At 49.4% G+C, this 24,802-nt stretch carries 22 protein-coding genes; 13 read left to right on the forward strand and 9 right to left on the reverse strand.

The window, feature by feature from the left end:
* Positions 1 to 251 precede the first annotated feature (251 nt).
* Positions 252 to 473 (reverse strand): hypothetical protein, encoded by a 222-nt coding sequence (locus C2M29_RS06610; RefSeq protein ID WP_105189000.1) that lies wholly within the window; start codon positions 471 to 473, stop codon positions 252 to 254.
* Positions 474 to 819: 346 nt separating this feature from the next.
* Between C2M29_RS06610 and trhA the strand changes: the two genes are divergently transcribed.
* Complete coding sequence (trhA, locus tag C2M29_RS06615) at positions 820 to 1,446, forward strand: PAQR family membrane homeostasis protein TrhA (protein ID WP_105189001.1); 627 nt, start codon at positions 820 to 822, stop codon at positions 1,444 to 1,446.
* 19 nt (positions 1,447 to 1,465) lie between these two features.
* Here the strand turns inward: trhA and C2M29_RS06620 are convergent, their stop codons facing one another.
* Entirely contained in the window at positions 1,466 to 1,768 is a 303-nt protein-coding gene (locus tag C2M29_RS06620; RefSeq protein WP_199774864.1) for an MGMT family protein, read from the reverse strand.
* A complete protein-coding gene (locus C2M29_RS06625; protein WP_105189003.1) occupies positions 1,761 to 2,645 on the reverse strand; it encodes a LysR family transcriptional regulator in 885 nt (294 codons plus the stop codon). Before C2M29_RS06625 ends, C2M29_RS06620 begins: the two co-directional genes overlap by 8 nt.
* Positions 2,646 to 2,767: 122 nt before the next feature.
* Between C2M29_RS06625 and C2M29_RS06630 the strand changes: the two genes are divergently transcribed.
* Together C2M29_RS06630 and C2M29_RS06635 are read left to right on the forward strand one after the other, a co-directional pair.
* The gene (locus tag C2M29_RS06630; protein WP_105189327.1) at positions 2,768 to 3,853 is read left to right on the forward strand and encodes an efflux RND transporter periplasmic adaptor subunit; all 1,086 of its coding nucleotides are present in this window, start codon (positions 2,768 to 2,770) and stop codon (positions 3,851 to 3,853) included.
* On the forward strand, positions 3,854 to 6,910 hold the full coding sequence (locus C2M29_RS06635) for an efflux RND transporter permease subunit (RefSeq protein WP_105189004.1): 3,057 nt from the start codon (positions 3,854 to 3,856) through the stop codon (positions 6,908 to 6,910).
* 51 nt (positions 6,911 to 6,961) lie between these two features.
* On the opposite strand, the gene C2M29_RS06640 is transcribed toward C2M29_RS06635, so the two are convergent.
* Positions 6,962 to 7,345 (reverse strand): energy transducer TonB, encoded by a 384-nt coding sequence (locus C2M29_RS06640; protein WP_105189005.1) that lies wholly within the window; start codon positions 7,343 to 7,345, stop codon positions 6,962 to 6,964.
* Between the two features lie 175 nt (positions 7,346 to 7,520).
* On the opposite strand from C2M29_RS06640, the gene C2M29_RS06645 reads away from it, so the two are divergent.
* Positions 7,521 to 8,624 carry a glycosyltransferase gene (locus C2M29_RS06645; RefSeq protein WP_105189006.1) on the forward strand — a complete coding sequence of 368 codons (1,104 nt, stop codon included), beginning with the start codon at positions 7,521 to 7,523 and terminating at the stop codon, positions 8,622 to 8,624.
* Positions 8,625 to 8,638: 14 nt separating this feature from the next.
* On the opposite strand, the gene C2M29_RS06650 is transcribed toward C2M29_RS06645, so the two are convergent.
* From C2M29_RS06650 to C2M29_RS06660, 3 genes are all read right to left on the reverse strand, one after another.
* Entirely contained in the window at positions 8,639 to 9,226 is a 588-nt protein-coding gene (locus C2M29_RS06650) for a GDSL-type esterase/lipase family protein (protein ID WP_199774865.1), read from the reverse strand.
* A 10-nt stretch (positions 9,227 to 9,236) separates the two neighbouring features.
* The gene (rluF, locus tag C2M29_RS06655; protein WP_105189008.1) at positions 9,237 to 10,328 is read right to left on the reverse strand and encodes a 23S rRNA pseudouridine(2604) synthase RluF; all 1,092 of its coding nucleotides are present in this window, start codon (positions 10,326 to 10,328) and stop codon (positions 9,237 to 9,239) included.
* 168 nt (positions 10,329 to 10,496) lie between these two features.
* Positions 10,497 to 11,651, reverse strand: a complete 1,155-nt coding sequence (locus C2M29_RS06660) for a DUF418 domain-containing protein (protein WP_158684656.1) — start codon at positions 11,649 to 11,651, stop codon at positions 10,497 to 10,499.
* Positions 11,652 to 12,097: 446 nt separating this feature from the next.
* Here C2M29_RS06660 and C2M29_RS06665 point away from each other — a divergent pair, with 446 nt between their 5' ends.
* The 3 genes from C2M29_RS06665 (at position 12,098) to C2M29_RS06675 (ending at position 16,251) form a co-directional block, all read left to right on the forward strand.
* Positions 12,098 to 14,251, forward strand: coding sequence for a M3 family metallopeptidase (locus C2M29_RS06665; protein ID WP_105189010.1), 2,154 nt, complete (start codon positions 12,098 to 12,100; stop codon positions 14,249 to 14,251).
* 144 nt (positions 14,252 to 14,395) lie between these two features.
* Entirely contained in the window at positions 14,396 to 15,301 is a 906-nt protein-coding gene (locus C2M29_RS06670) for a hypothetical protein (protein WP_105189011.1), read from the forward strand.
* 71 nt (positions 15,302 to 15,372) lie between these two features.
* Entirely contained in the window at positions 15,373 to 16,251 is an 879-nt protein-coding gene (locus C2M29_RS06675) for a mechanosensitive ion channel family protein (protein WP_105189012.1), read from the forward strand.
* A gap of 154 nt (positions 16,252 to 16,405) precedes the next feature.
* Here C2M29_RS06675 and C2M29_RS06680 read toward each other — a convergent pair whose 3' ends face one another.
* Together C2M29_RS06680 and C2M29_RS06685 are read right to left on the reverse strand one after the other, a co-directional pair.
* Complete coding sequence (locus C2M29_RS06680; protein ID WP_105189013.1) at positions 16,406 to 16,666, reverse strand: hypothetical protein; 261 nt, start codon at positions 16,664 to 16,666, stop codon at positions 16,406 to 16,408.
* Positions 16,667 to 17,095 carry an Lrp/AsnC family transcriptional regulator gene (locus C2M29_RS06685; protein ID WP_105189014.1) on the reverse strand — a complete coding sequence of 143 codons (429 nt, stop codon included), beginning with the start codon at positions 17,093 to 17,095 and terminating at the stop codon, positions 16,667 to 16,669.
* A 158-nt stretch (positions 17,096 to 17,253) separates the two neighbouring features.
* On the opposite strand from C2M29_RS06685, the gene C2M29_RS06690 reads away from it, so the two are divergent.
* The 6 genes from C2M29_RS06690 to C2M29_RS06715 all read left to right on the forward strand — a co-directional run bounded on the left by C2M29_RS06690 (position 17,254) and on the right by C2M29_RS06715 (position 24,366).
* Positions 17,254 to 18,462, forward strand: coding sequence for an aspartate aminotransferase family protein (locus C2M29_RS06690; RefSeq protein WP_105189015.1), 1,209 nt, complete (start codon positions 17,254 to 17,256; stop codon positions 18,460 to 18,462).
* 24 nt (positions 18,463 to 18,486) lie between these two features.
* A complete protein-coding gene (astA, locus tag C2M29_RS06695; protein WP_105189016.1) occupies positions 18,487 to 19,521 on the forward strand; it encodes an arginine N-succinyltransferase in 1,035 nt (344 codons plus the stop codon).
* A gap of 9 nt (positions 19,522 to 19,530) precedes the next feature.
* On the forward strand, positions 19,531 to 20,991 hold the full coding sequence (astD, locus tag C2M29_RS06700) for a succinylglutamate-semialdehyde dehydrogenase (protein ID WP_105189017.1): 1,461 nt from the start codon (positions 19,531 to 19,533) through the stop codon (positions 20,989 to 20,991).
* Positions 20,992 to 21,030: 39 nt separating this feature from the next.
* Positions 21,031 to 21,834 (forward strand): DUF1338 domain-containing protein, encoded by an 804-nt coding sequence (locus C2M29_RS06705; protein ID WP_105189018.1) that lies wholly within the window; start codon positions 21,031 to 21,033, stop codon positions 21,832 to 21,834.
* Between the two features lie 317 nt (positions 21,835 to 22,151).
* Positions 22,152 to 23,522, forward strand: coding sequence for a sigma-54 dependent transcriptional regulator (locus C2M29_RS06710; protein ID WP_233998370.1), 1,371 nt, complete (start codon positions 22,152 to 22,154; stop codon positions 23,520 to 23,522).
* Positions 23,523 to 23,616: 94 nt separating this feature from the next.
* Complete coding sequence (locus tag C2M29_RS06715) at positions 23,617 to 24,366, forward strand: DsbA family protein (protein ID WP_233998371.1); 750 nt, start codon at positions 23,617 to 23,619, stop codon at positions 24,364 to 24,366.
* The last annotated feature ends 436 nt before the right edge of the window (positions 24,367 to 24,802 follow it).

Here is a 24,802-nt window from a genome sequence, read left to right on the forward strand (position 1 = left end):
GTTAATAATCAATAAGTAGGGATTTTAAAAAAAGGAAGATAATTAGGCTGGATGCCTGCCCTGTATTAAGGTGTGCGCCGAGATCGGCATGGTGGCGGGTTAGCGCATGGATACGGGAACAAATGTCTATAAAAAGACTCGGTGGTAGGTACTACTTAGCCCACCAACCGAGTTGACGACAGAAGCTTAAGCCCAGGTAGGTGCCAAATAAGCTGGCGACGGGCAATAACATCAAGCCTAGCAGTGCCAAATTAAGCGTCATGGTTATCACCTTGTTTTTGCGCCTTAGGTTGCGCTTGCGATTTATCTTCGCCCTGGCTTTGCTGCTCTTGCACATTGCTCTCGAACAAGGCTTGAGTTGCTTCGCGTAACGACGCTTTTTGCGTGCTGATTAATGTTGCAAATGCCTCGTTTGCCGCGTCTTTAACCGCACGTTCAATATCATCGGTTAGGCTGTTGGCATGTGCGCCCATACTAAGGGTTAAGCTTGCTGCTACAATTGCGCTTTAGTAAAAGTATTCATAATGGTTGTCCTGTGGTGTTCCTGTTAACGTGTCATTAAGTTAGTCGCAATATCTATTTCAAAGGTTGTGCCATGATAAAAATATTTTTTATCTTGTTGTTTTAAAAAGATTTAATTTTTTAACCTTAGTTGCGATTAGAAATTGAACAAAAATTTTTGACCAAAAAATAGTGGTTTTAACAGGCTGTTTTGTATTTTTGACCACTTGTGTATTATGATGAAATTTCGGTGTACAAGTGTACGCCCAATCGTTATAGTCAGGCTTGTACCTATTGAGTCAAAGCAAAGTGAGCCCTATGCAAATAAGCACCTACTCAGCCGCAGAAGAAAAAATTAACTGGCTTAGTCATGGACTTGGCGCCCTGTTGGCGCTGGCCGCTTTAGTGGCCATGCTGGTGATCAGTAAAAACACGACGGCGGTCATATCCTCGACCATTTACGGTGCCAGTTTATTGTTAATGTTTGTCAGCTCCACCTGCTATCACGCCATTAGCCACAATAACCTTAAAGCGATTCTGAAGAAGCTCGATCACAGCGCCATTTATCTTCTGATTGCCGGTACCTACACGCCTTTTTTACTGGTGGCATTAGGCGGCTATTGGGCCTGGGTGGGAATGTTCTGCATTTGGGGCTTGGCCCTATTTGGGGTGATATTTAAACTCTGTGCCAAGGTTCCTCGCCCTCGGGTGTCACTGGCCACCTATTTGATCATGGGCTGGATAGCACTGGCCTTTGTCTACCCCTTGTATTTGGCCCTGCCGGGGCCGGCGCTCTGGCTTTTGGTACTCGGTGGCGTCATCTTTAGCGTGGGCACCGTGTTTTACAGTGCCAAACACCGCCAATACAGTCATGCCGTTTGGCATCTGTTTGTACTGGCCGCCTGCCTCTGCCACTTTCTCGCTATCTACTTGTATGTGATTTAAGGTCTGTAAACAGACTCAGTTATAGCTTCCAGGCAAACTTAGCCATACTAACCTTACCATCGGTGACCAGCACGCCTTCGGCCAACAGTGCTTGCTGTTGGCGTATAAAGCCATCGCTGCCCGAGGGGAAAGAGATCTTGCCCTGGCTATTGAGGACCCGATACCAAGGTATCCGCGAATCGGATGGCAACGTCTTCAGCGTATGGCCAACAAAACGGGCGTATCCGGGTAAACCGGCTCTTTTTGCCACTTCGCCATAACTGCATACTCTGCCCTTTGGAATGGCGGCCACCACCTGATAAATCATCGTTTTTTTATCCATTGGCAAGCGCCTCCAAACGTTGCCAGAGACTGCGTGCTACCGGACCATGGTGTGCCGAGTGGCGGCGAAAAGCGCGAATTTGCGCCGTAAAGGAGTGCTCCCTATCGGTTAGCGCCAACACCTGCAACTGCCCGGATTCGATTTCCTGTTGGCATAAATCCAAACACATAAGGGCCCAACCGGCGCCGTTGAGTAATAGTGAGCGTAGCGCAAAAATATCATCTATCTTGAGCTTAGCCACCTGATTTAAAAACGGCATGCGTCCGTGTTCAAAAGGCATATCGCTTTCATACATGGCCACACAGGGATATTGCTGCAGCCGCTTATAACTTAGCCGCGGCTCGCTGATCAATTGTGGCGAGGCCACCAGCCCAACCTTAATTTCACCCACCGCAATACTCTCTAAGTCGCCGGTGGCATGAAAAATATCGAACCAGGGGCCAATGCCTAAATCCGACTGACCACTGTTAACCTGCTCCAGGGCACTAAAACGTTTACCGCTATCGATGGCAAACTCGGTGTGAGGAAATTCGTGATAGCAGGCTTTAAGAATGGCGCTGAGCTCTTCGCCGACACACACCTGCTCGTAGCTCAGGCGAAACAGCGGCTCATTGCCATTGGCCAGCTCGCTGCTAAATTCATTGAGCTCTTCTAAGTCGCGCAGTAGGTACTGAGCGCGCCGACAATAGGCCTGCCCCTGCTCGGTCAGGGAAAAGCGATAGCCACCTCTGTCTACGACCGCAAAGCCGACCGCTTCCTCAATTTTTTTTACCGTCATGGTTAATGCCGGTTGAGTTTTGTGTAAACGCTCGGCCGCCTCGCTTAAAGAGCGACTGCGCGAGAGCACGTCTAAAACCTGGAGCCACGCCAACTTCATAAGCAAATCTAATGTTGTTTAAAGATATTTATAATTTTAATTTCATCTTATCCTACAGTAATCTATGTCGCAATAATGGCCACAACCTCAACCGTCAACCACCAACAGGGAGTCTAGTATTTATGCGGCATATCCTTTCTTTAACCATGCTGATCCTTTACGCAGCGCTGTTCGGCTGCAGTGACCCGGTCGAGCAGGATGAGCAACCCGCGCCTATCCGTCCGGTTAAACTCATCACCGTCGGTAACAGCGACGAGAGCATGATGCGCAGTTTTCCCGCCGAAGTGGTGGCACACCAGGGCTCCTACCTGGCCTTTCGCGTTAACGGCGAGCTGCTTGAGTTCCCTGTACTCGCAGGCCAGCAAGTAGAAAAAGGGGAGCTACTGGCGAAACTCGATCCGCAAGACTTCCAACTGCAATACGATGAGCGCAAGGCCCGTTATGATTTAGCGACCTCGCAATTAGAGCGTGTGCAAGCCTTATTTGACAAAAATATCGCCAGCCGCGCCGAGCTGGATCAGGCCGTGGCCAACGCCCGGGTGGCTGAGTCGGCCTTTAACATCGCCAAAACCAATCTTGAAAATTCCGAGTTACGCGCCCCTTTTGCCGGCACCGTCGCCAAGGTGTTTGTAAAGAACTTTGAAAACATTCAGGCCAAGCAGAACATTTTGCGTCTGGAAACGCGCGATATGATGGATGTGGAAATTCAGGTGCCCGAAAAGCTGGTGGCCCGAGTGAACAAAGATACCCTGTATCAGCCAACGGTGGTTTTCGACGGCTTCCCAGATAAAGCCTATAAGCTAACTATCAAGGAATACGATACCCAGGCGGATCCCGCCACTCTGACCTACAAGGTGGTCTTTTCCCTGCCGGTGCCAAAAGACTTTAACCTGCTGGCGGGCATGACCGGGCACGTCTATATCGATGTCAGTAAGATCACCAAGGATGCAAAAGCCTGGCATAAGCTGCCCGCCGAAGCCGTATTCTCGGACCCAGAGCAAGGCACCGAGGGCAACAGCTATGTATGGGTATACAACAGCGAAACCGCGCGGGTGCACAAGCGCGCCGTGGTGGTCGGGCAATTACAACGAGATGGCATAGAGATCCGCTCTGGCATTGAGTCCGGTGAGCAGGTGGTTGCCGCCGGTGTGCATTACCTGCAAGAGGGCATGCAGGTGCGTCCCTGGCAAAAAGAGCGGGGGCTATAAATGAATCTGGTAGCACTGGCCATTGAGCGCAAAGTCATTAGTTGGATGTTTGCGCTGTTTCTTCTGCTTGGCGGTATCTTTTCATATTTATCCCTCGGCCAACTCGAAGATCCGGAATTCACCTTGAAAAAAGCCATGGTGATCACCGCCTACCCCGGGGCCTCGCCTCGCCAGGTGGAAGAAGAGGTGACCTACCCCATAGAGAATGCGATTCAAGAGCTTCCCTATGTCGATTACGTAACTTCCATCTCCTCCAATGGCAAAAGCCAGATCACCGTAGAGATGAAAAGCACCTATCGCAAGGAAGATCTCAAACAAATTTGGGATGAACTAAGACGCAAGATTAATGACTTATCCTCGTCCATGCCACCTGGCGTGTATCCTAGCAAGGTTATCGATGACTTTGGCGACGTCTATGGTGTGACCTTGGCCTTGACCGGCGATGGTTACTCTTACGACGAACTAAAGGATTATGTCGACTTTTTAAAACGCGAATTGGTTTTGGTTGAGGGCGTGGGCAAGGTAACGGTGGCCGGCGAGCAGCAAAGCCAGGTGATTGTCGAGATCTCCACCCATAAACTGGCGCAATTGGGACTGAGCCCCAACCATATCTTTTCCCTGCTGCAGGCCCAAAATACGGTTTCTAATGCCGGTCGAATTATGGTCGATGGCGAGTCTATTCGCCTACATCCTACCGGTGAATTTGACGATGTCGCCGAGCTTGAGCACCTGCTGATCTCCAGCCCAGGTGCCAGTGAGCTTATTTATCTTGGCGATGTTGCCCGGGTGTACCGTGAATATGCAGAGGTCCCCAGCCACATAGTGCGTTATAACGAAAAGCAGGCCTTGTTGCTTGGTTTATCCTTTGCCAGCGGCGTCAACGTGGTCGATGTCGGAGCACGTATCGATCGCCACCTTCAGTCCCTGGAATACCAGCGTCCGCACGGCATGGAAATCAATGCCATCTACAATCAACCTGCGGAAGTAGAAAGCTCGGTCTCAAGCTTTATCCTCAGCCTGTTTGAAGCGGTGGCCATAGTTATCGTCGTGCTGCTGATATTTATGGGTGTTAAAAGCGGCCTGCTGATTGGCGGTATTTTGCTGCTCACCGTGCTCGGCACCTTTATTTTCATGGCGCTGTTCGACATCAACCTGCAGCGCATTTCCCTCGGGGCCCTGATCATTGCCCTGGGGATGCTGGTGGATAACGCCATCGTCATCACCGAGGGCATTCTCATTAACCTGAAGCGCGGGCAAAGCAAATTGCAGGCGGCGGTCAATATCGTTGCTCAAACCAAATGGCCCCTGCTTGGTGCCACCATTATCGCCATTACCGCTTTTGCGCCCATCGGCCTGAGCTCGGATGCCAGCGGTGAGTTTGCCGGTAGTTTGTTTTGGGTATTGTTTATCTCCTTGCTACTCAGTTGGGTGACCGCCATGACCCTGACGCCATTTTTTGCCGATATGATGTTTAGGCAAAAACAAAGCGACGATAAGAGTGCTGATGACCCTTATCGGGGTGTGCTCTTTAGTGCCTATAAGTGTGTGCTCAGCCGTGCCATGCACTTTGGAAAAACCACCATTGTGCTGATGTTACTGCTGCTGGTGGCGGCGCTGGTGGGCTTTAAGTCGGTGAAACAATCCTTCTTTCCGGCCTCGAATACCCCCATGTTCTATATCGATTATTGGCACTACCAGGGCGCCGATATTCGCACCACCAGCGAAGGGGTGGCTAAGCTTGAGCATTTCCTTCTTAGCGATGAGCTAGTCAGCGAAGTCACCAGCACCATAGGCCAGGGTGCGCCACGCTTTATGCTCACCTATGCACCGGAAAAACAATATCCGGCGTTTGCCCAGTTAATAGTCCGAGTACGCGACCGCGACGCGGTACTGACCATGATAGACAGAGTGCGAGAGTACGAGCGGGCCCATATAACCGATGCCAAGCTTAAGATTAAACGCATGGAAATAGGCCCCTCCACCGATGCCAAAATCGAGGCGCGCTTTTCCGGGCCCGATCCCGTGGTGCTGCGCCAGCTTGGCGAGCAGGCCAAGAGCATCCTTGCCGCCGACGGCGGTGCTTTCCATATTCGTGATGACTGGCGTCAGCGCTCTAAGTTGATCCGCCCTATTCTGAACGAACAAAAGGCGCGACGCTTGGGCATTAGTAAAAGCGATCTCGACCAATTGCTGTTGACCAGCGTCAGCGGTAAAACCGTCGGCCTGTACCGCGATGGCACTCAGCTGCTGCCGATCATTGCCCGTAGCCCCGCCGAAGAACGCCTTAATGTGGAAAGCCTGCGCGACTTACAAATATACAGTCCGGTGCTGCGGGTTTTTGTACCCGTGACTCAGGTGGTGGACGACTTTGTGGTGCACTGGGAAGACCCCTTGATCATGCGCCGCGACCGCAAACGTACTCTGACGGTGAAGGCCGACCACGATCTACTTGGCGAGGAAACGCCGGCCAAACTGTTTGCTCGCATTCGCGCCGACATAGAAGCCATTCCCCTACCGCGAGGCTATGAACTGCAATGGGGTGGCGAATTTGAGTCTGCCAGCAAGGCGCGCAGCGCCATTTTTGGTTCATTGCCGCTGGGTTACTTGGCGATGTTTGTGATCACCGTTTTATTATTTAATTCGGTACGCAAACCCCTGGTCATATGGGCCACAGTGCCGCTGGCCATCGTTGGGGTCAGCGCCGGTCTGCTGAGCATGAACGCCTCTTTTGGCTTTATGTCCTTGCTGGGGCTCTTGAGCCTGTCGGGGATGCTGATTAAAAATGGCATCGTGCTGCTGGATCAGATCAATTTAGAGCTGGCATCAGGCAAAGACCCTTACCAGGCGGTATTTGACTCGGGTGTTTCCAGAGTACGTCCCGTGGCCATGGCGGCGATCACCACCATCTTGGGTATGATCCCCTTATTATTTGATGTGTTCTTCAAGTCCATGGCGGTAACCATCATGTTTGGCCTCGGCTTTGCCACCATACTCACACTGGTAGTGATCCCCGTGTTGTATTGCAAGTTCTTTGGCATTCATAGCCACCGTCGCTAAACACAAAATAGCCAGCCCTAGGGCTGGCTTTTTTATGTTACGAATGCCGCTTTAGTTAACGTTAAAATGGTAGTCCGTGGTCACATAAACCGGCGTCATCTCGGCATTCTCGCGACTAGGGACATATTTTAGATGCTTGAGCGAGCGCAATGCGTGGGTATCCCATAGCCCTTCTGGCTGAGACTCTAGGATCGCGACATCGAAAATCTCCCCATTAGAGTCAATAAGATAGCGTAGTTTTATGTAGCCATTTTCAGTTGGCGGCTTTTTGAAAGTGCGGGTGGTAAAGGTAAATTCCGAGCGCTCCTGGCGCCAATATTTAGCTAATTGTTCGGAGCTAATTTCTATTGGCTCGGCACTTAGATGCTGCTCTTGAGTAGCCATACAACCGCCAAGTAATGTGGCTCCCAGTAAGATGGGTAGTAAAAGTTTCATTATTATTTCCTTATCTTTATTATAACTTCCAATAAAAATTCTTTTATGAAACAGGTGTTCTTGTAGAGTAAGAGTTATATAATATTAGTGCCGATCCAGTTATTTTTTCAAGGGATATTTGTTTAATTGGAGTTAAGAAATTTAAATTACAATTAAATGAATTGATTTTATTTATATGAAAAAAATTAAGTTGTTAGCGATTACACATCACAATCGGAAAAATATAAATCCGATTCGCCCTGAAGCATCGCAAATAATAGGTCTTCATCAAAGTGGTGCTGTTGATGTAACGGTTATGTGTAATCCCGGTTCTACATTAATCCCTTACTTTGAAGAGCATGGGATAGAGGTCATAACCGATCCTTTAGATAAGAAATTATCCCTGGCAACGATTAAACGCATTCGGGAACACATCAAGGCTAACAACATTGATATCTTGCATTTGTTTAACAACATTGCCTGTAGTAATGGCGCAACAGCAGCCATTGGCACTAAAGCCAAAGTTATTGCTTACAGGGGGCAAACGGGGAATGTGTCGCGTTGGGATCCAACAGTATATCTAACCATGCTTCATCCTAGGCTGGATAAAATTATCTGTGTAGCAAATGCGGTGACTGAAGATTTAAAGAAACATGTTTGGGGAAATAAAAATAAAGCCATCACCGTCTATAAGGGGCATGACCAATCCTGGTATCAAAACTCTCCGGCCGATCTCAGTGACGTACCAATGCATGCCGACAGTTTTAAGATATCACTGGTGGCAAACTTGAGGCCAAGAAAAGGATTGCATGTGTTAATGGACGCAGTCCAGTTGCTACCAGAAGATTGCAATATAGATGTGTTGTTAGTGGGCGCAGATCCTCAAGCGGCAGCAATTCAAGATATGATAAAACGCAGTGGTAAACCGCAAAGAGTGCATGCCTTGGGATATCGAGAAGACGCGCCTGAGGTGGCTGCGGCTTGTGATGCCGTGGTGTTGCCAACAACTAAACGAGAGGGTTTATGTCGCGCCGTGTTAGAAGCGAACTCCTATGGTGTGCCAGCGATTGTCTCTGATACCGGCGGCAATGCAGAACTGGTAGCGGATGGGACTACGGGTATAGTTGTCCCTCCATCCGATCCCCAAGCCTTGGCCGATGCGATTATGACCCTCTACCAAGATCGTGACCTGTGTGACAAATTTGGCCTAGCGGCTAAAAAACGTGTTATCGAAAAATTTAATGTGCAGCAGGGTGTTGATAAAACACTGACGATTTATCAGGGCTTACTAGAAAATTAAGCTGTAAGGCACACCTATTTAACGACGTGGATTTGCTCGGCAACGGCCTCGGCCAATAGTCTATATCCCGTATCATTAAGGTGAACTTGGTCCGACTTATACTGGTTGTTGCCTAGCAAGTCACTTAAGGTATTGGCAACAAGGGGCACCTGGTATTGCTCGGCCAACTCTTGATACAAGGGCGCATCGTTAAGAAAGAGTGACTTTTGCGGCACCGCCACCAGGATCACCTCAATGCCCTGCCGATGTGCCAGTTCAATCATGGCCGCCAGGTTATTTTTAACCGCGTGCGGCTGTTTATTGCGTAAAAAGTCATTCCCACCTTCAAGCAAGACCAGGACTCCAGGCTGATGTTTTGCCAGAGTATCATTAAGGCGCGCCAGGCCCTGATGGGTTTGTTCACCGGAAACGCCACTGGCAATCACCTCCAAACCGGTAAGGTGCGCCAGCTGTTCGGGGTAGCTGCTGTGCTTGGCGCCCACCGACACAGTGAGGCTGTCGCCAAAGGCCAGCACTTTCGCGTCGCGATTAAGCTCAATCCGCGCCGGCTCGGAGCAAGCGCTCAGGAATAATATTAATAAGGGGGCAAGCCAGCGTGTCACGTCGATTACCTTATTTCTTTAAACTGAGTGTGCCGCTCACACGACGCTTTTTCGGTGCAGAGCCCGCCCCTGCTTTATTGGATTTTGTGCCACTCGTGTGCTTACCTTTCGGTTTATCGGTTTGCTTGCCATAAGGCTTGCCAGGAGGCTTACCACCGGGTTTCCCGGATGACTTAGCAGCAGGCTTAGCATACGGCTTGCCCTGAGACTTTTGCTTAGCGCCGGGCTCGGTATTGTGGGGCGACTTTGTACGTGGACCTTGATTATCTTCCTGCTGGCGCCCCGAATGTTTAGCGCGTGACTCGTGTGCTGGCGTTCGTGCGCTCTGCTGACTTCCATCGTGCTTTGGCTGTTGGCGCGCGCTGGGAGCATCCTGAGAATGCTCTTCGGTTTTGCCAGAATCGGCTACCAGGGCATTTATGGTGGCCATTTCACTTTCGCTTAGGTGGCGCCATTGTCCGGGCTTAAGACCGCTGAGAGTCACATTCATAATGCGGGTACGCTTGAGCTTAGTCACCTCATACCCCAAATACTCACACATGCGGCGGATCTGTCGGTTTAGACCTTGAGTCAAAATAATACGAAAACTGTGGGTGCCTGTTTGCTCCACCTTACACTTTTTGGTAACCGTGCCAAGAATCGGGATCCCCTGCGCCATACGTTCAACAAAACGCTTATTCAGCGGCTTGTCGACCACCACCTCGTATTCTTTTTCATGATTATTGCCCGAGCGCAAAATTTTATTGACGATATCGCCCTCGTTGGTCAGAAAGATCAGCCCTTCTGACGGTCTGTCCAAACGACCGATGGGAAAAATGCGTTCAGGATAATTGATGGCACTGACAATATTGCTTTTGATCTTGCGCTCTGTGGTACAGGTCACGCCCACAGGCTTATGATAAGCAATATAGACCCGCTTGGGTTTCGCCTTTAATGCCTTACCATCGATCAAAATGGCATCGGCATCGCTGACCTTATCGCCCATTTGCGGCAACCGACCATTGACGGTCACGCGCCCTGCGGCGATCAGGGCATCGGCCTCACGGCGCGAGCAAAAACCGGTTTCACTAATGTATTTATTCAGGCGGGTAGCTTGGCTCATGTTCACTTCAATCTAGCTTGTGTTGGCCCTATTGTAATCGACTCGACAGGAAAAATCCGTTTAAAAGTCTCTCTAAACCGGCTTTGTATCGCCGCGTGGTTATTTAACTCTCAAAGCCGACTCGTAAATCCTGAAAAATGTCAGCTGGCAACAACTCTTGCCTTGATTTTACTCTCCTTTATAACACCGGCGCCACAGCCATTCTGCCGGCCCCAGTTTAAAGGCACGTAAATAGACAGGGCAAACCACCAAGAGCACCAGACTGACCAGTGCGGATAACAGCACATAATCCAGCAGCTGGAACCCGTTAGCCATTTCGTTGCCGACAAAATGAAGCAGGGCCACCATAAACAGCGACTGACTTAAATAACAGCTTAAGGACATTTTACCGACAGCGGCCAGGGCCCGGGTCAGCACATTGTCGGCAAACGACCAGCGATACAACAGATGCACCGCGATCAGCGCCGTACAAAAACCGCTGACAGAATTGACAACCATGGCCAGGACTTCGTTAAAGCCGCCGCTATCTTGCCATTGCCAGGTGCTTAAATAAGCACAAGCCAGTACGACTACGAGCAGCGCCAGCGAATGAGCCAATGGCCAGGGTCTCACCAGCCAGCCACTGCGCCAGGCGGCCACAGTTAGCAAAACCATTCCCAGTTGCTGCCAGAGTATTGCCAGCATCAAGGCTAACAACATCAGCGCCCCATTGCTGGCATTGGCTCCCCGAGTGTGCCAAAAGTTCCCGTCGAACTGCGCTAAATAGGCCTGATAGTTAGGGTCGCTAAACTGGGTTTGCGGCTCATTGGCCAGTACAGCCAGGAGCAATAACATGGCACTGCCAAAGGCTAGAAATGCCACCCCCTGCATAGTCAATTTACGTCCAGGGTTAGCCAGCATGGGTAAGGCCAACAAACCGGCCAGTGCATAGCCGACAAGAATATCACCGGCCCAAATGAGCAGACTGTGGACCAGGCCAAACCCCAGCAATATCATTAAACGACGCTGTAATTTTGGGATCGGCGACTGAAGTTTATAGCAGCGTTGCCACTGGATCACTAACCCTAAGGAGAACAACACCAAAAACAGACCGCGAAAGCGTCCTTCAAGGGCTAGATCGGATAACCGCGTCAGCAGCGCATCGCTACTCGAAAGCGGTAGGGGTGGCACATAGCCATTGGCAAAATCAATAAAATAAGGAGCATTAAGAAAAAAGATCCCTAAAATAGCAATGCCTCTGAGGATGTCGAGATCGGGCCGTCGGCTTTCGCCTACCAGGGCATGATACGGCCCAGACGATTGAAATAAACTCGATGTAAACACACGAAACTCCGACGCCATTCTCTATAAATAAAAATTAAACTCAGGCTAACATAGGGTTATGCCTATTCAGTAGCTAAATTTAGCGACCGTGCGAAGGCACTCCTTGTGATGCATAAAACCACCCATGTTCTCCCTCATTATGAGTGAGCTAGTCACAAAGCTGTGATGCAAGGGGCAAATAAATGACGCACAAATGGCTTATTTTCGACAAAATGCCCGTAAATAAGGGTCAAGTTACTTGTTGTTCGGCGTTATCCACAGTAATGTGGTAGTTTTGGTACACGGGTGTCAGCGCGTCACACTAGGTTCCCCACTAGGAGGTTACCCTAAAGGTCGCTGACATCGGCATGATCGGGCATCCATAATGCTTTATCGCCTCCCGGCATGCATTGCTATACCAGCGCACCATAACAACGACACAACCTTAACAACATTTGGAGTAAACGATGCGTTTATCCGTTATTGCTGCCGCCCTTAGCGCCACAACTTTATTGGCCGCCTGTAGTGAGCAACCAAGCAACAACCAAACTCAAGCCGCGGCTAAGGCACCGGCGACACAACAAGTAGCCCAGGAAAATCTGTTTCTAAGCAAAAGCCCTCTGCCCTACATGGCGCCAGAATTTGATAAAATCGGCACCGAGTTATACGAGCCTGCTTTCGATGCTGGTATTAAAGAGCAACGCATTGAAATCGATGCTATTGCCAACAACCCAGATGCACCAACATTTGAGAACACGCTAGTCGCGATGGAGCTGTCGGGTACTATTTTAAAGCGCACCCGTGCCGCATTCTCTAACCTATCGGGTTTGATCTCTGATGACGAATATCAGCGTATCAACACCAAGATGGCGCCTATCTTTGCCGAGCACCGCGACAACATCTTCCTTAATAAGGCACTATTCGAGCGCGTTGCCGCCGTATACGATGCGAAAGATGCACTTTCTAAAGAAGATCAGCGCCTGGTTGATTACTACTACAAGCAATTTGTGCGCGCCGGTGCCAAGCTTAACGAAGAACAAAAGCAGCGCATGCGTGAAATCAACGGTGAGCTTTCTAAACTAAGCACACAGTTCTCACAAAACGTCATGAAGTCATTCAAAGAAGATACCATTTTGGTGAGCGACAAGGCTGAACTTGCGGGTCTGAGCGACGATGATATTGCCAGCCTTAAGGCGGCTGCGGAAAAAGCGGGTAAAGAAGGCTACATGATCACCTTAGTGAACACCACGCGTCAGCCTATCCTTACCAGCCTTGAAAACCGTGAACTACGTGAAAAAGTATGGCGTACTTCATCTGAGCGCGCGCAAAAAACCAATGGTCCTATCGCCATTAAAGAAGCGCAACTGCGCGCCGAAAAAGCTCAACTATTAGGCTTTGAATCCTGGGCTCACTACCAGCTTGACGACCGCATGGCGAAAACACCTGAAGCCGTGTTCACCATGCTTGATGACCTGGCACCAAAAGCCGTGGCTAAAGCCAAGCAAGAAGCCGAGCTTATTCAAGCAGCGATTAAAAAAGACGGTAAAGATTTCGAACTCCAACCGTGGGACTGGGCTTACTATGGTGCCAAGGTACGTGCAGAGCTTTACAACATCGACGCCAGCCTAGTTAAGCCTTATTTTGAAATGAATACGGTGATCAACGATGGTCTGTTCTTCGCGATGAACAAGCTATACGGCATCACCATGAAAGAGCGCAACGATCTGCCGACCTATCATGAAGACGTGTTCGTGTGGGAAGTATTTAACGAAGATGGCAGCTCTATCGGCCTATTCTACCTCGACCCATACGCCCGTGAAGGTAAGCGTGGCGGTGCCTGGATGAGTGCTTACGTAGGTCAAAACCACCTGCAAGGCACCAAGCCGGTTATTTACAATGCGCAGAATATTCCTAAACCGGCAGAAGGCCAGCCTACGCTGATGACCTTCTCGGAAGTGACCACCATGTTCCATGAATTCGGCCATGCCATTCACGGCCTGTTCTCCGACGTGAAATACCCGTCACTGGCCGGTACAGCTACCGCGCGTGACTTCGTTGAGTTCCCATCACAGGCGAACGAAGACTGGAATATCGAGCCGAGCGTGTTGGCCAACTACGCCAAACACTATCAAACCGGTGAGCCAATTCCTCAGGAGCTGTTAGATAAGCTATTGGATTCACACACCTTTAACCAAGGTTTCGATACCACAGAATATCTTGCAGCAGCGCTACTAGATATGGAATGGCACTCGATCGCCCCAGGTACGCAAATTGATGATGTGGCCGCCTTTGAGAAAAATGCCCTGGCTCGTCACGGTATTGACTACTACCCGGCACCAGCACGTTATAAAAGCTGTTACTTCAGCCATATCTTTGCCGGTGGCTACAGCGCGGGTTACTACGCCTACCTATGGACAGAAGTATTTGCGGCCGACTCGTTCGCCCATATGCAAAACGAAGGTGGTCTAAGCCGTAAAAACGGTGACCACTACCGTAAAGAAGTGCTATCTCGTGGTAATAGCCGCGACCTGATGCAAAGCTACATCGAGTTCCGTGGTCAACAACCAACTACAGAGGCACTTCTTAAGCGCCGTGGTCTGGTAGACGGCAACGCCGAGTAAGCGTTCGCTAGCCTTTCGGCTTGACTAACCAGCCAAGCCAGATTTACAAAACGCGGTCATCTGGCCGCGTTTTTTACATTTCTGCACAAGCATATCCATTCCCCTGTTGTTATACTATAGGGCGTTGATTCTTCTGGTGTTGTTATGCTTAAAAAGTCGTTCGTTTTTATCAGCGCAGTTTCCGTTGTGGTGCTGGGGGCCATCGCCTCTTACCTCATTTACCACCTTTATCAGCACAAATTTGTCACCCTGGATCCACAGTTAAGAGAAGTCTCCGGCATCGAATTCGATAAACATGGGCGCTTATGGGCCATTAATGACGGTGGCAACGGCCCCTATTTATATCAGGTCGATGACCAGGGCCAGGTAAAGCAGCGCATCGAAGTCACTAATGCTAAAAATATCGACTGGGAAGACATGACCCAAAACGAGTTTGGCCATTTCTTTTTAGGGGATTTTGGTAACAACAAACACGATCGCCGCTGGCTGACCATTTATAAAATAGAAAACCCCATAGATATAAAATCCGGCAAGGCCTTTGCCGAGATCATTAAATTTACCTACAAGGAATTGTGGGAAGAGCCAATGACGCCGGAGCGCCAAAACTTCGATTTAGAAGCCTTTGTCGAATACAAACATAAGCTGTATTTATTTACTAAAAACCGTACTCGCCCTTTTGATGGCAAAACCAATCTCTACCGCATCGGCAACCATGCCGATAACTACGAGGCTGAGTTTATCGGCTCCTTTAAAACCTGTACCACAGCGGAAAAGCTTTGCTGGGTCACCTCGGCGGCCATGAGCCCGGACCGCACCACCCTGGCCCTGCTCGACTCTACCGATCTCTGGCTGTTTAAGAATTGGCAGGGAGATAATTTTTTCTCCGGCGAGGTACAGAAAGTAAACCTGGGTATAGTTACGCAAAAAGAAGCGGTGACCTTTTATGACAACAACACCGTAGTCATCGCCGACGAAGAATTCCAAGGCATAGGCCGCAATATTTACGTCTTTAAGCTGGATGAGCAACAACTTGAGCCCATGGACAAGTAATAATTAACCACCTTGACTGTTACCGGCTTAGTGATCATGCTAATTAGAATCAAGATTGAAAGGATACGACTTTGTTAAATAGCCCTTTTTTAGAGAAACTCACACAAGCGCTACAGACCGTGGTGTTCAGTTACGGCGGCTCGGAATTCACCGTTGCCAAGCTGATCCAAATTCCGCTGATCATACTGGTGGTGTGGGTTTTGGTACGCTATGTCGGCAAACTGATCCACAATAAAATCATCAGTAAACGAATAGGTCCGGATGCGGCGCTGCTGTTTAAGCGCATCTACCTGGTGCTCTGCGTTGTCATTATCGTATTCACCACCTTGGAAGTGCTTAACATCCCCCTTACCGCCTTTGCCTTCGTCTCGGGTGCGGTGGCCATAGGGGTAGGCTTTGGCGCCCAGAATATTATTAATAACTTTATCAGCGGCTGGATACTGATCTGGGAGCGCCCCATACGCATTGGCGACTTTTTAGAGGTCGGTGATGCTAAGGGGGTGGTGGAAACCATCAATACCCGCTCGACCCGTATTCGTCGCAGCGACGGCGTGCATATGCTGGTGCCCAACAGTCAACTGCTTGAAAATACAGTCACAAACTGGACGCTGATCGATACCATGGCCAGAACCAATGTGCGAGTCGGTGTCGCCTATGGCAGCGACGTTAACTTGGTCGCCAAATTGATCAATGAGGTGTTAAGCGAAAACCAGGCGGTACTCAAAACCCCGGTGCCCACGGTTATTTTTGCAGACTTTGGCGACAACTCCCTGGTATTCGACGCGGTATTTTGGGTTAACGCCGAGGCCGAGGCCAGCGTGCGCAAGGTGAAGAGCGATATCCGCTTTGCCATTTGTGCCAAATTTGCCGCCCATGAGGTGGTGATCGCCTTCCCGCAACGGGATCTGCATATGGATGGCGAGCTTGTTATCAGTCATAAAAAGCTCTAGAAGGGAAGTGTACCGAAGGCAAATGGGCCTATAGCCTAGGGCGAACCGGTAATCGGATTTCAACGCCGGATAAAGCCAGGGATATCCGGGTGAAAGTAATCCGAACCCATTTGCGCATTCGCCATGGTAAAGCTAAATTGCATGGCTTAGGTGGTCATGTCTTCGGTAACTTCGATGCTATGGGTCGCTCCCCCGCATTGTCATCCGCAATGGTTAGATTCAAGGAGCCCTGTTCGGCCTGTACACCGACACCAAGCCAAGGTGTTTGCTCACGTTCACCTGAATCAACATCATAGTTAAAAGCCATTTTAACCGCCGCACCGGCATCGACACGACCAAAACCATAGAGGTTGTTGAAGTGATAACCCGCGGCATTTCCCACCGATCGTGTGATAGTTACGCGTTCAAGATGCATTTAACGCTTAAACTTGGTCTCCAAAATCACCGACGAGGTGGTGCGCTCTACGCCATCGAGATTACCTATATCATCGAGAAGGTGGCTAAGCTTTTCCAGACTTTGTGCCTGTACCACGGCGATTAGATCGTATTCCCCACTGATGGCATACAGCTCGGTAATGGCATCAATATGCTTAAGTTCGATATTGGTTTTGGTGGTGAGTTTTTGCTTCACCTTAATAGACACATGGGCCGATACCATGGCGGATAAATACGCATCGCCATATTCGACGCTGTATCCTTTGATCACCCCACTTTCTTCTAGTTTCTGCATCCGGCTTTGCACCGTTGAGCGCGACAAATCTAACGCGCGGGCAAGATCCGAAATACTGGCTCGGGCATTGGTTCTAAGCATAGCCAAGAGCTTTTCGTCTTGTGAATTTATCATTATGGTTGCCGTTTTCGTCATTTTGATAGAGATTATACGCAAATTTATCAATATGACACTGCAAATTTAATGCTTAAGCGGTCAATATAAGGGTATACCAATCGACTCTAATTAGCGGCCACCAAGGTCGAGCCGCTCTCTCATTTTGAAGGTGTGTCATGCAAGTAAACCGCGAACTATTTAATGAAGTAATGGTACCTAACTACAACCCGTCTGAGGTTATCCCGGTTAAGGGCGAAGGCTCTCGCGTCTGGGATCAGCAAGGTAACGAGTTTATCGACTTTGCCGGTGGTATCGCCGTTAACTGTTTAGGCCATTGTCACCCGGCGCTCGTTGGCGCTTTGAAAGAGCAAGGCGAGAAAATCTGGCACCTGGCTAATGTGATGACCAACGAGCCGGCGCTGCGTCTGGCGAAAAAGCTAACCGATGCCACCTTTGCCGATAAGGTGTACTACGCCAACTCGGGTGCCGAAGCCAACGAAGCAGCGCTTAAGCTGGCACGTCGTTGGGCGCTGGATAAATTTGGTGCACAAAAATCTAAGATCATTGCCTTTAACAAGGGCTTCCACGGTCGTACCTTCTTCACCGTGACCGTGGGTGGTCAAGCCGCTTATTCCGATGGGTTCGGTCCTAAGCCGGGCGATATCGTACACTGCGATTACAATGACCTGGAAACGTTCAAATCGCTTATCGACGACAACACCTGCGCGGTGATGATGGAGCCACTCCAAGGTGAAGGCGGTATTATCGCCCCTGACGCCGATTTCGTAAAAGGCGTGCGCGAGTTATGTGATAAGCACAATGCCCTGCTTATCTTTGATGAAGTGCAAACCGGTGTTGGCCGCCTGGGTCACCTGTACGCATACCAAGGTCTGGGTGTAACGCCAGATATCCTGAGCACGGCCAAAGCGCTGGGCGGTGGCTTCCCTATCGGTGCCATGCTGACCACCACCGAGATCGCCGAGCACCTCAAGCCGGGTACTCACGGCTCTACCTACGGCGGTAACCCTCTGGCCTGTGCCGTTGCCGAAGCTGCCTTCGACACAGTGAACACCCCAGAGGTCCTTGAGGGCGTGAAGGTACGTGAACAATTATTCCGTGACGGCCTGGCTGCCATCAACGACAAATACAAGGTATTTAGCGAAGTACGCGGTCAGGGCCTATTGCTAGGTGCCGTACTTAATGAAGATTACAAGGGGCGTGCCCGTGATTTCCTTAACGCCTCAATGGACAACGGCCTAATGAGTCTAGTTGCAGGCATGGATGTAGTGCGTTTTACTCCTTCTCTTGTTATCCCAGAAGCGGATATTAAAGAAGGCCTGGCGCGCTTTGAAAAGGCAGTTGCTCAGGTTGTTGCTGCTAAGTAACAGCCGCTAGCGACACATTATCTTATGCTAGTTTTACGACCTATACGCGGCGATGATTTCGCCGCTTTAAAACAAATAGCCACCGAGTCAGGGCACGGCTTCACTTCCTTGCCCGTCGATGATGACCTGTTGCAGGCCAAAATCGCTCGCGCCGAGGCCAGCTTCAATAAGCAGGTCAATGGCCCGGGCGATGAAGGCTATCTGTTTGTGTTAGAAGACACAGACAACGGCGAAATTGTCGGCACCACAGGCATTGAAGCTGCGGTGGGCATGTCGGTGCCCTTGTATCATTATCGCGTCTCGACCTCGGTGCATCACAGCGCCAGCCTGGGCGTTTACAACAGCGTTGACATTCTGTCCATGTGTAACGATTACACCGGCTGCTCGGAAATATGTACGCTGTTCCTACGTGAAAATTACCGCCGTGGATTAACCGGGCGCTTCTTATCCCGTATTCGCTTTTTGTTTATGGCCGAGCACAGTGATCGCTTTAGCGACACCATTATCGCTGAGATGCGTGGGGTGAGCGACGAGCAAGGGCACTCTCCTTTTTGGCAATGGCTACAGCAACACTTTTTCTCCATCGAATTTCCACAGGCGGATCACCTGGTGGGCTTAGGGGATAAAACCTTTATCAGTGAGCTGATGCCTAAATACCCTATATACGTCAGCCTATTGAGCCCTGAGGCACAAGCGGTGATCGGGAAAGTGCATGAAAACACCGCTCCTGCGCTTCGTTTATTGCAACGGGAAGGCTTTGAACACCGCGGTTACGTTGACCTGTTTGATGCCGGCCCTACGGTGGAAGCCAAACTGGGTAATATCAACACGGTACGCCAATCCAAGGTATGCCCGGTACTCATTAAAGAGGATTTGCGTCCTCAGGGCACCACCTGGGCCATATGTAATGACAAGGTTGGCGATTTCAGGGCTATATTTAGCGATGCCGTACAATACTGTGATATTAAGCATCAACTTTATTTAAATGCGCAAACCGCACAGACGCTTGGGGTATCCCAGGGTGATTCAGTGCGTTTTTTCGCGCTATCTAGTCGTTAAGGAATGGCTATGCAAGTGCAATTAATCAATAACGAATGGGTTGCGGGCCAAGGCCCTGCGTTTTCATCAATCAACCCAAGTAAAAACACGGAAATCTGGCATGGCCAAGGCGCCAGTGCCGAACAGGTAGACACGGCGGTAAAAAGTGCGCGTAAGGCTCAATTCGCCTGGGCTCAAACCGACCTAGAAGAGCGTATCGCGCTTTTAGAACGTTTCGTTGAGCAGCTAAAAGAAAATGCCGAAGCGCTGGCGGTCACGATTGCCGAAGAAACAGGTAAACCTGTGTGGGAAACGCGCACCGAAGTGGGCGCCATGACCGGCAAGATTGCTATTTCTGTAAAAGCTTACCATGAGCGTACCGGCACGGTTGAAAACCCCATGCCAGGTGCCCAAGCCTTTATTCGCCATAAGCCTCATGGTGTGGTGGCGGTATTCGGCCCCTATAACTTCCCGGGCCATCTCCCCAACGGGCATATTGTACCCGCTATCCTAGCCGGTAATACCGTGGTGTTTAAGCCGTCTGAACTGACGCCTAAGGTAGCACAGCATACCCTGGAACTTTGGCTAAAGGCCGGCCTTCCAGACGGAGTTATTAACCTGGTACAAGGTGAAATCGAAACTGGTAAGGCATTGGCATCGCACCAGGATATCGACGGTCTGTTCTTCACCGGCAGCTCGCAAACGGGTCATCTACTGCATCAACAATTTGGTGGCCACCCGGGTAAGATCCTGGCCCTAGAGATGGGCGGTAATAACCCGCTTATCGTGAAAGGGGTGAGCAATATTGATGCCACGGTGCACGACATTGTGCAGTCCGCATTTATTACCTCGGGTCAGCGTTGCACCTGTGCTCGCCGTCTGTTTATCGAGCAAGGCGCACAAGGCGATGCCATTATCGAGCGCCTGATTGCAGTGACCAAGAACATCCAAATTGGCGACAGCTTTGCCGAAGAGCAACCCTTTATGGGTGCCATGATCAGCAAAAAAGCGGCTGCGGGTATGCGCGCCGCTTATGAGCAACTGATCGCCCAAGGTGCAACATCACTCCTGGAGATGAAACACCTTGATGAAAACACCGGCTTTGTCAGCCCGGGTATCGTCGACGTATCAAACATCACCATGGCCGACGAAGAGCACTTTGGCCCACTGTTAAAGGTATATCGCTATAGCGATTTTGACAGTGCGATAGCCGAGGCCAACAACACCTCATTCGGGCTGTCTGCGGGTTTGCTTGGCGACTCACAAGACGATTATGATTATTTCTTAAAGCGCATTCGCGCCGGTATTGTTAACTGGAACCGTCCAATCACTGGGGCCTCAAGTGCCGCTCCGTTTGGTGGTATCGGTGCCAGTGGTAACCACCGTGCGAGTGCCTACTATGCAGCAGATTACTGTGCTTACCCTGTGGCTTCTGTGGAAGCGCCGAAAAGCACGTTACCAGAAAAATTAGCGCCGGGCTTAATGCTTTAATAGAGAATAATTCACGCGCACATGCGTTAAGGAAAAAACATGCACAACGATGTAAATACATTATTTGAAAAGCTGTGGGACAACTACCTTGAGGTAACTCCTTCTGCGGTAAAAGTTCATGAGCTATTGGGCTCTACGCAGCAAGACGATGTGATCAACGACCACATTGCCCTGCGAACCTTCAACCTGCCGAAAGTGGGCCTGGAGAAACTAGCCGCCCATTTTAAAGCCGTGGGTTATAAAGAATGCGGTGAATATCACTTCGAAGCGAAAAAGCTGTACGCTAAGCACTTCGAACATGAAGATCCAACTCAGCCTAAGGTGTTTATCTCTGAGCTATTAGTTGAACAATGCTCTGAAGAGCTACAAAAAGTAGTGCATGAGATGGTTGAGCAAATCGATGAAGCCGCCGTGACCGCAGATAACTTCTTGTACTCGGGTACACACTGGCAAGTGAGCCATGAAACTTACAAGGCACTGCTTGCCGAGAGTGAGTATGCGGCCTGGATGGCGGCCTGGGGTTACCGTGCTAATCACTTTACGGTAAGCATTAACCACCTAGCTCAGTTCGACACCATCGAGCAGGTAAACCAAAAGCTGAAAGATGCTGGCTTTGCGCTAAACACCTCAGGTGGCGAGATCAAAGGTTCACCCGAGGTGCTACTTGAGCAATCATCGACGCTTGCCGATGACGCGAAGGTGCAGTTTAGCGACGGTGAGTTTGCGGTACCAAGCTGCTTCTACGAGTTTGCCCTACGCTACTTGCAGCCAGACGGTAAAATCTACACAGGCTTTGTTGCCGCCTCTGCGGACAAAATTTTTGAGAGCACCAACGCTCGTTAATTGCTGATATTGTAAGTTAGCATGCTAAGTAAAAGCCCCGTCAGGGGCTTTTTTAATGATCTACGTCAATATTTGTTACACCTTATTACAGCTCTTTGGTCGGTTTTTTTATTATCGATTGCGCCTTGACTCCTCTGCAACTCAACATAAATGCCGCCTAAGGATAAAGTACCAATTCAAATACCTTTTTTAGGGGCACCATAAAGCGCTAACTCCCGTCAATACTTGCTTGCTATTAGCTTGCGAATAGCCCCAGCTCTTCTAGACTTTAAGCTAATCACCTCGCAATAGCATAGTCTCATAGCTAAGGGTTTAGTGTGAGTAAGCGCAATACAACAACGACCCACATGGAGCGTGATGTATTGGTATTAAATTTTACCGATGAAACATGCTTAAATGACTCACGGAAGAAATTACCCAACTGGCATTTTATAGATGCCAAAAGCCTAGATTGTGCCTTTAAGATTCTCGAGGAGCACGAGTGTTACGTCGCCATTGCCTTAGTTGGACAGCGTCAACAGCAGGCGGTGCTCAAAGCCGTTAAGCAGCTGTCAGCACGCCAGGACTCACTGCTATGGCTGGCCCTGTTTCGCGATGGCGATAGCCTGTTGGACAATATCAGCTATTGCTTCACCGATTATTTTCTTGATTATCATCATCTCCCCGTCGACTGGGCGAGACTGGATCATACCCTGGGGCATATCTATGGCATGGCGCAGCTTAAACTGCGCTCCAAACAAGGAGTTGCCACTAGCAAAGCCAATAGCATTTGCTTTGGTGAGTCCAAGGAAATGCAGCAACTAAAAGAGACCCTGGACAAGGTCGCCGGTACCGATGAAACCATACTGATAGGCGGAGAAACCGGTACCGGTAAGGGATTATGCGCGCAATATATTCATTCGCTATCGCCCAGGCGTAACGGCCCCTTTATCACGGTCAACTGTGGTGCACTGCCACCGACACTGATTCATTCGGAGCTATTTGGTCATGAAAAAGGCGCCTTCACTGGGGCGAATAAACAATATATAGGCCGGATTGAGCGCGCCCATAAAGGCACCTTGTTTCTCGATGAAATAGGCGATCTATCCTTGGAATTGCAGATTAATTTACTGCATTTTCTTGAAGAAAATTATATTGAGCGCTTAGGCGGCAATAAATCCACCGAAGTGGATTGCCGCATTATTTTCGCAACCCATGTAAATTTAGAAAATGCCGTCGAAGAAGGGCTTTTTAGGGAAGACTTATACTATCGCATCAATATTATTCAGCTGGAAATTCCCAGCCTGAGAAATCACAAAAGCGATATCCCCTTACTCGCCAATGATTGCTTAGCAAAACTGACACCTCCTAACCACCAATTCAGTTTTAGCGACCGGGCCTTACAGGCAATGGAACAGTACTCATGGCCGGGTAACGTACGCGAGTTAAAAAATCGTATACAGCGCGCCATTATCATGAGCGAAAATGACGTTATCACCGAGACGGACATGGGCATAGCCTTACCGAAATCTTCAAAACAAAACTCTGAGGTGATCGATTTAGTAAAACATCGAACTGAAATTGATACCGAATTAATACTCGCGGCTATTAGAAGGAATAACTACAACATATCGGCGGCGGCTAGAGAGCTAAATATTTCGCGAACGACTTTTTATCGCTTAATTAAGAAGTGCAAGATAAAGCTGTAACTAAACCTAAGTTGCAATCTAGAGGACCACCCCATGTTAACATTTATACCCAAGTATATAGTCTTATTAATCGCCTTATTCTTACTCAATGCCTGTGAAGCAGAGGCACAAAACAGCGATTCAGAGTAAAGTTGAGCAGGAGCTGAGCGCACTAAAACAAGAAGTGAGTGAGCTAAAAAAACAGCTGGCGATTATAGGTAGCCAGGTCAAGGACATTCACAATATTGCTCTTGACTCGCAGCGACCTCAACACAAAACCCTAACAACGCAAGAGAACTTTGATGGCGACGGTGCATTAGCAAACCTCGGCGAAGCTACAGCAGGCTTAGCCATTGTCGAGTTTTCTGATTACCAATGCCCCTACTGTAAACGTTATATAGACACCACATTTACCAAACTTAAAACCAACTTTATCGACAAGGGTAAGGTAAAATATATCGCCCGGGATTTCCCGCTGGCGTTCCACAAACAGGCCAAGGGAGCTGCGGTAGCAGCTAACTGCAGTTTACAACAGGGTGCCTATTGGCCGATGCGCGAACGGCTGTTTAACAACATGCGTCAACTGGGCGATGAGTTGTACCAAAGCAGCGCCGAGCAACTGTCGCTTGACATGGATCAGTTTGCCAAGTGTCTTGAAGATGAAAAAGTACTTGCCAAGGTGGAGCAGGACATTACCTATGGCTCGTCATTAGGCATCCGCGGTACCCCCAGCTTCTTAATCGGTAAGGTGGAGGACGGTCGTCTGCTCAACCCAACCTTGCTGGTCGGTGCACAAAGCTATGAAACCTTTGCCGCCGTATTAAACGAATTGGCCGCCGCTCCGGTTCAAGAGGCTGGAGAATAACATACCTTTTCTGATAGCGCGGCAGGGCGAGCCCAAGTCAGCGACGCGCTATCACTCCTTTTTACGATGACAGCGGAGTAACCCCTCATTCTTATCGTCGTCTTGCCTTTATCTCTCGATAGTTCTGACTTCACCCCATATACACCCTTGCATTGAACACAATTTCACCAAGCAGAACCGACTCACTTGACCTAAAAGTGTTCGTAACTGTTCACCACCAATAACTGACTGCCACGTAATACAAATAACCCATTGATATTTTTATAATTAATTAAAGAATTAAAGACTTAATCCCCTATTGTTTTGCGCATAGTGTTACACCAGTGAAACACTCATACCGAATAAACACATCCAAAAACAAATAAATTCCAATAAAAACATATAGATAAAAGGTTGGCGTAATGCTTGCTCTTAATCGTTCTAGATAAGGTTCTGC

It is taken from the genome of Pseudoalteromonas sp. T1lg48, assembly GCF_002964785.1.
In the GTDB taxonomy this organism is placed as follows: domain Bacteria; phylum Pseudomonadota; class Gammaproteobacteria; order Enterobacterales; family Alteromonadaceae; genus Pseudoalteromonas.

Excerpts from the sequence above, each read along its gene's own strand:
- C2M29_RS06670 (WP_105189011.1), top strand. The coding sequence starts at position 14,396 with ATGCTTAAAAAGTCGTTCGTTTTTATCAGCGCAGTTTCCGTTGTGGTG.
- C2M29_RS06620 (WP_199774864.1), bottom strand. The coding sequence starts at position 1,768 with ATGGATAAAAAAACGATGATTTATCAGGTGGTGGCCGCCATTCCAAAG.
- astA (WP_105189016.1), top strand. The coding sequence starts at position 18,487 with ATGCTAGTTTTACGACCTATACGCGGCGATGATTTCGCCGCTTTAAAA.
- rluF (WP_105189008.1), bottom strand. The coding sequence starts at position 10,328 with ATGAGCCAAGCTACCCGCCTGAATAAATACATTAGTGAAACCGGTTTT.
- C2M29_RS06630 (WP_105189327.1), top strand. The coding sequence starts at position 2,768 with ATGCGGCATATCCTTTCTTTAACCATGCTGATCCTTTACGCAGCGCTG.
- C2M29_RS06685 (WP_105189014.1), bottom strand. The coding sequence starts at position 17,095 with ATGATAAATTCACAAGACGAAAAGCTCTTGGCTATGCTTAGAACCAAT.
- C2M29_RS06640 (WP_105189005.1), bottom strand. The coding sequence starts at position 7,345 with ATGAAACTTTTACTACCCATCTTACTGGGAGCCACATTACTTGGCGGT.
- astD (WP_105189017.1), top strand. The coding sequence starts at position 19,531 with ATGCAAGTGCAATTAATCAATAACGAATGGGTTGCGGGCCAAGGCCCT.
- C2M29_RS06645 (WP_105189006.1), top strand. The coding sequence starts at position 7,521 with ATGAAAAAAATTAAGTTGTTAGCGATTACACATCACAATCGGAAAAAT.
- C2M29_RS06705 (WP_105189018.1), top strand. The coding sequence starts at position 21,031 with ATGCACAACGATGTAAATACATTATTTGAAAAGCTGTGGGACAACTAC.
- trhA (WP_105189001.1), top strand. The coding sequence starts at position 820 with ATGCAAATAAGCACCTACTCAGCCGCAGAAGAAAAAATTAACTGGCTT.
- C2M29_RS06610 (WP_105189000.1), bottom strand. The coding sequence starts at position 473 with ATGGGCGCACATGCCAACAGCCTAACCGATGATATTGAACGTGCGGTT.
- C2M29_RS06665 (WP_105189010.1), top strand. The coding sequence starts at position 12,098 with ATGCGTTTATCCGTTATTGCTGCCGCCCTTAGCGCCACAACTTTATTG.
- C2M29_RS06635 (WP_105189004.1), top strand. The coding sequence starts at position 3,854 with ATGAATCTGGTAGCACTGGCCATTGAGCGCAAAGTCATTAGTTGGATG.
- C2M29_RS06680 (WP_105189013.1), bottom strand. The coding sequence starts at position 16,666 with ATGCATCTTGAACGCGTAACTATCACACGATCGGTGGGAAATGCCGCG.
- C2M29_RS06690 (WP_105189015.1), top strand. The coding sequence starts at position 17,254 with ATGCAAGTAAACCGCGAACTATTTAATGAAGTAATGGTACCTAACTAC.
- C2M29_RS06625 (WP_105189003.1), bottom strand. The coding sequence starts at position 2,645 with ATGAAGTTGGCGTGGCTCCAGGTTTTAGACGTGCTCTCGCGCAGTCGC.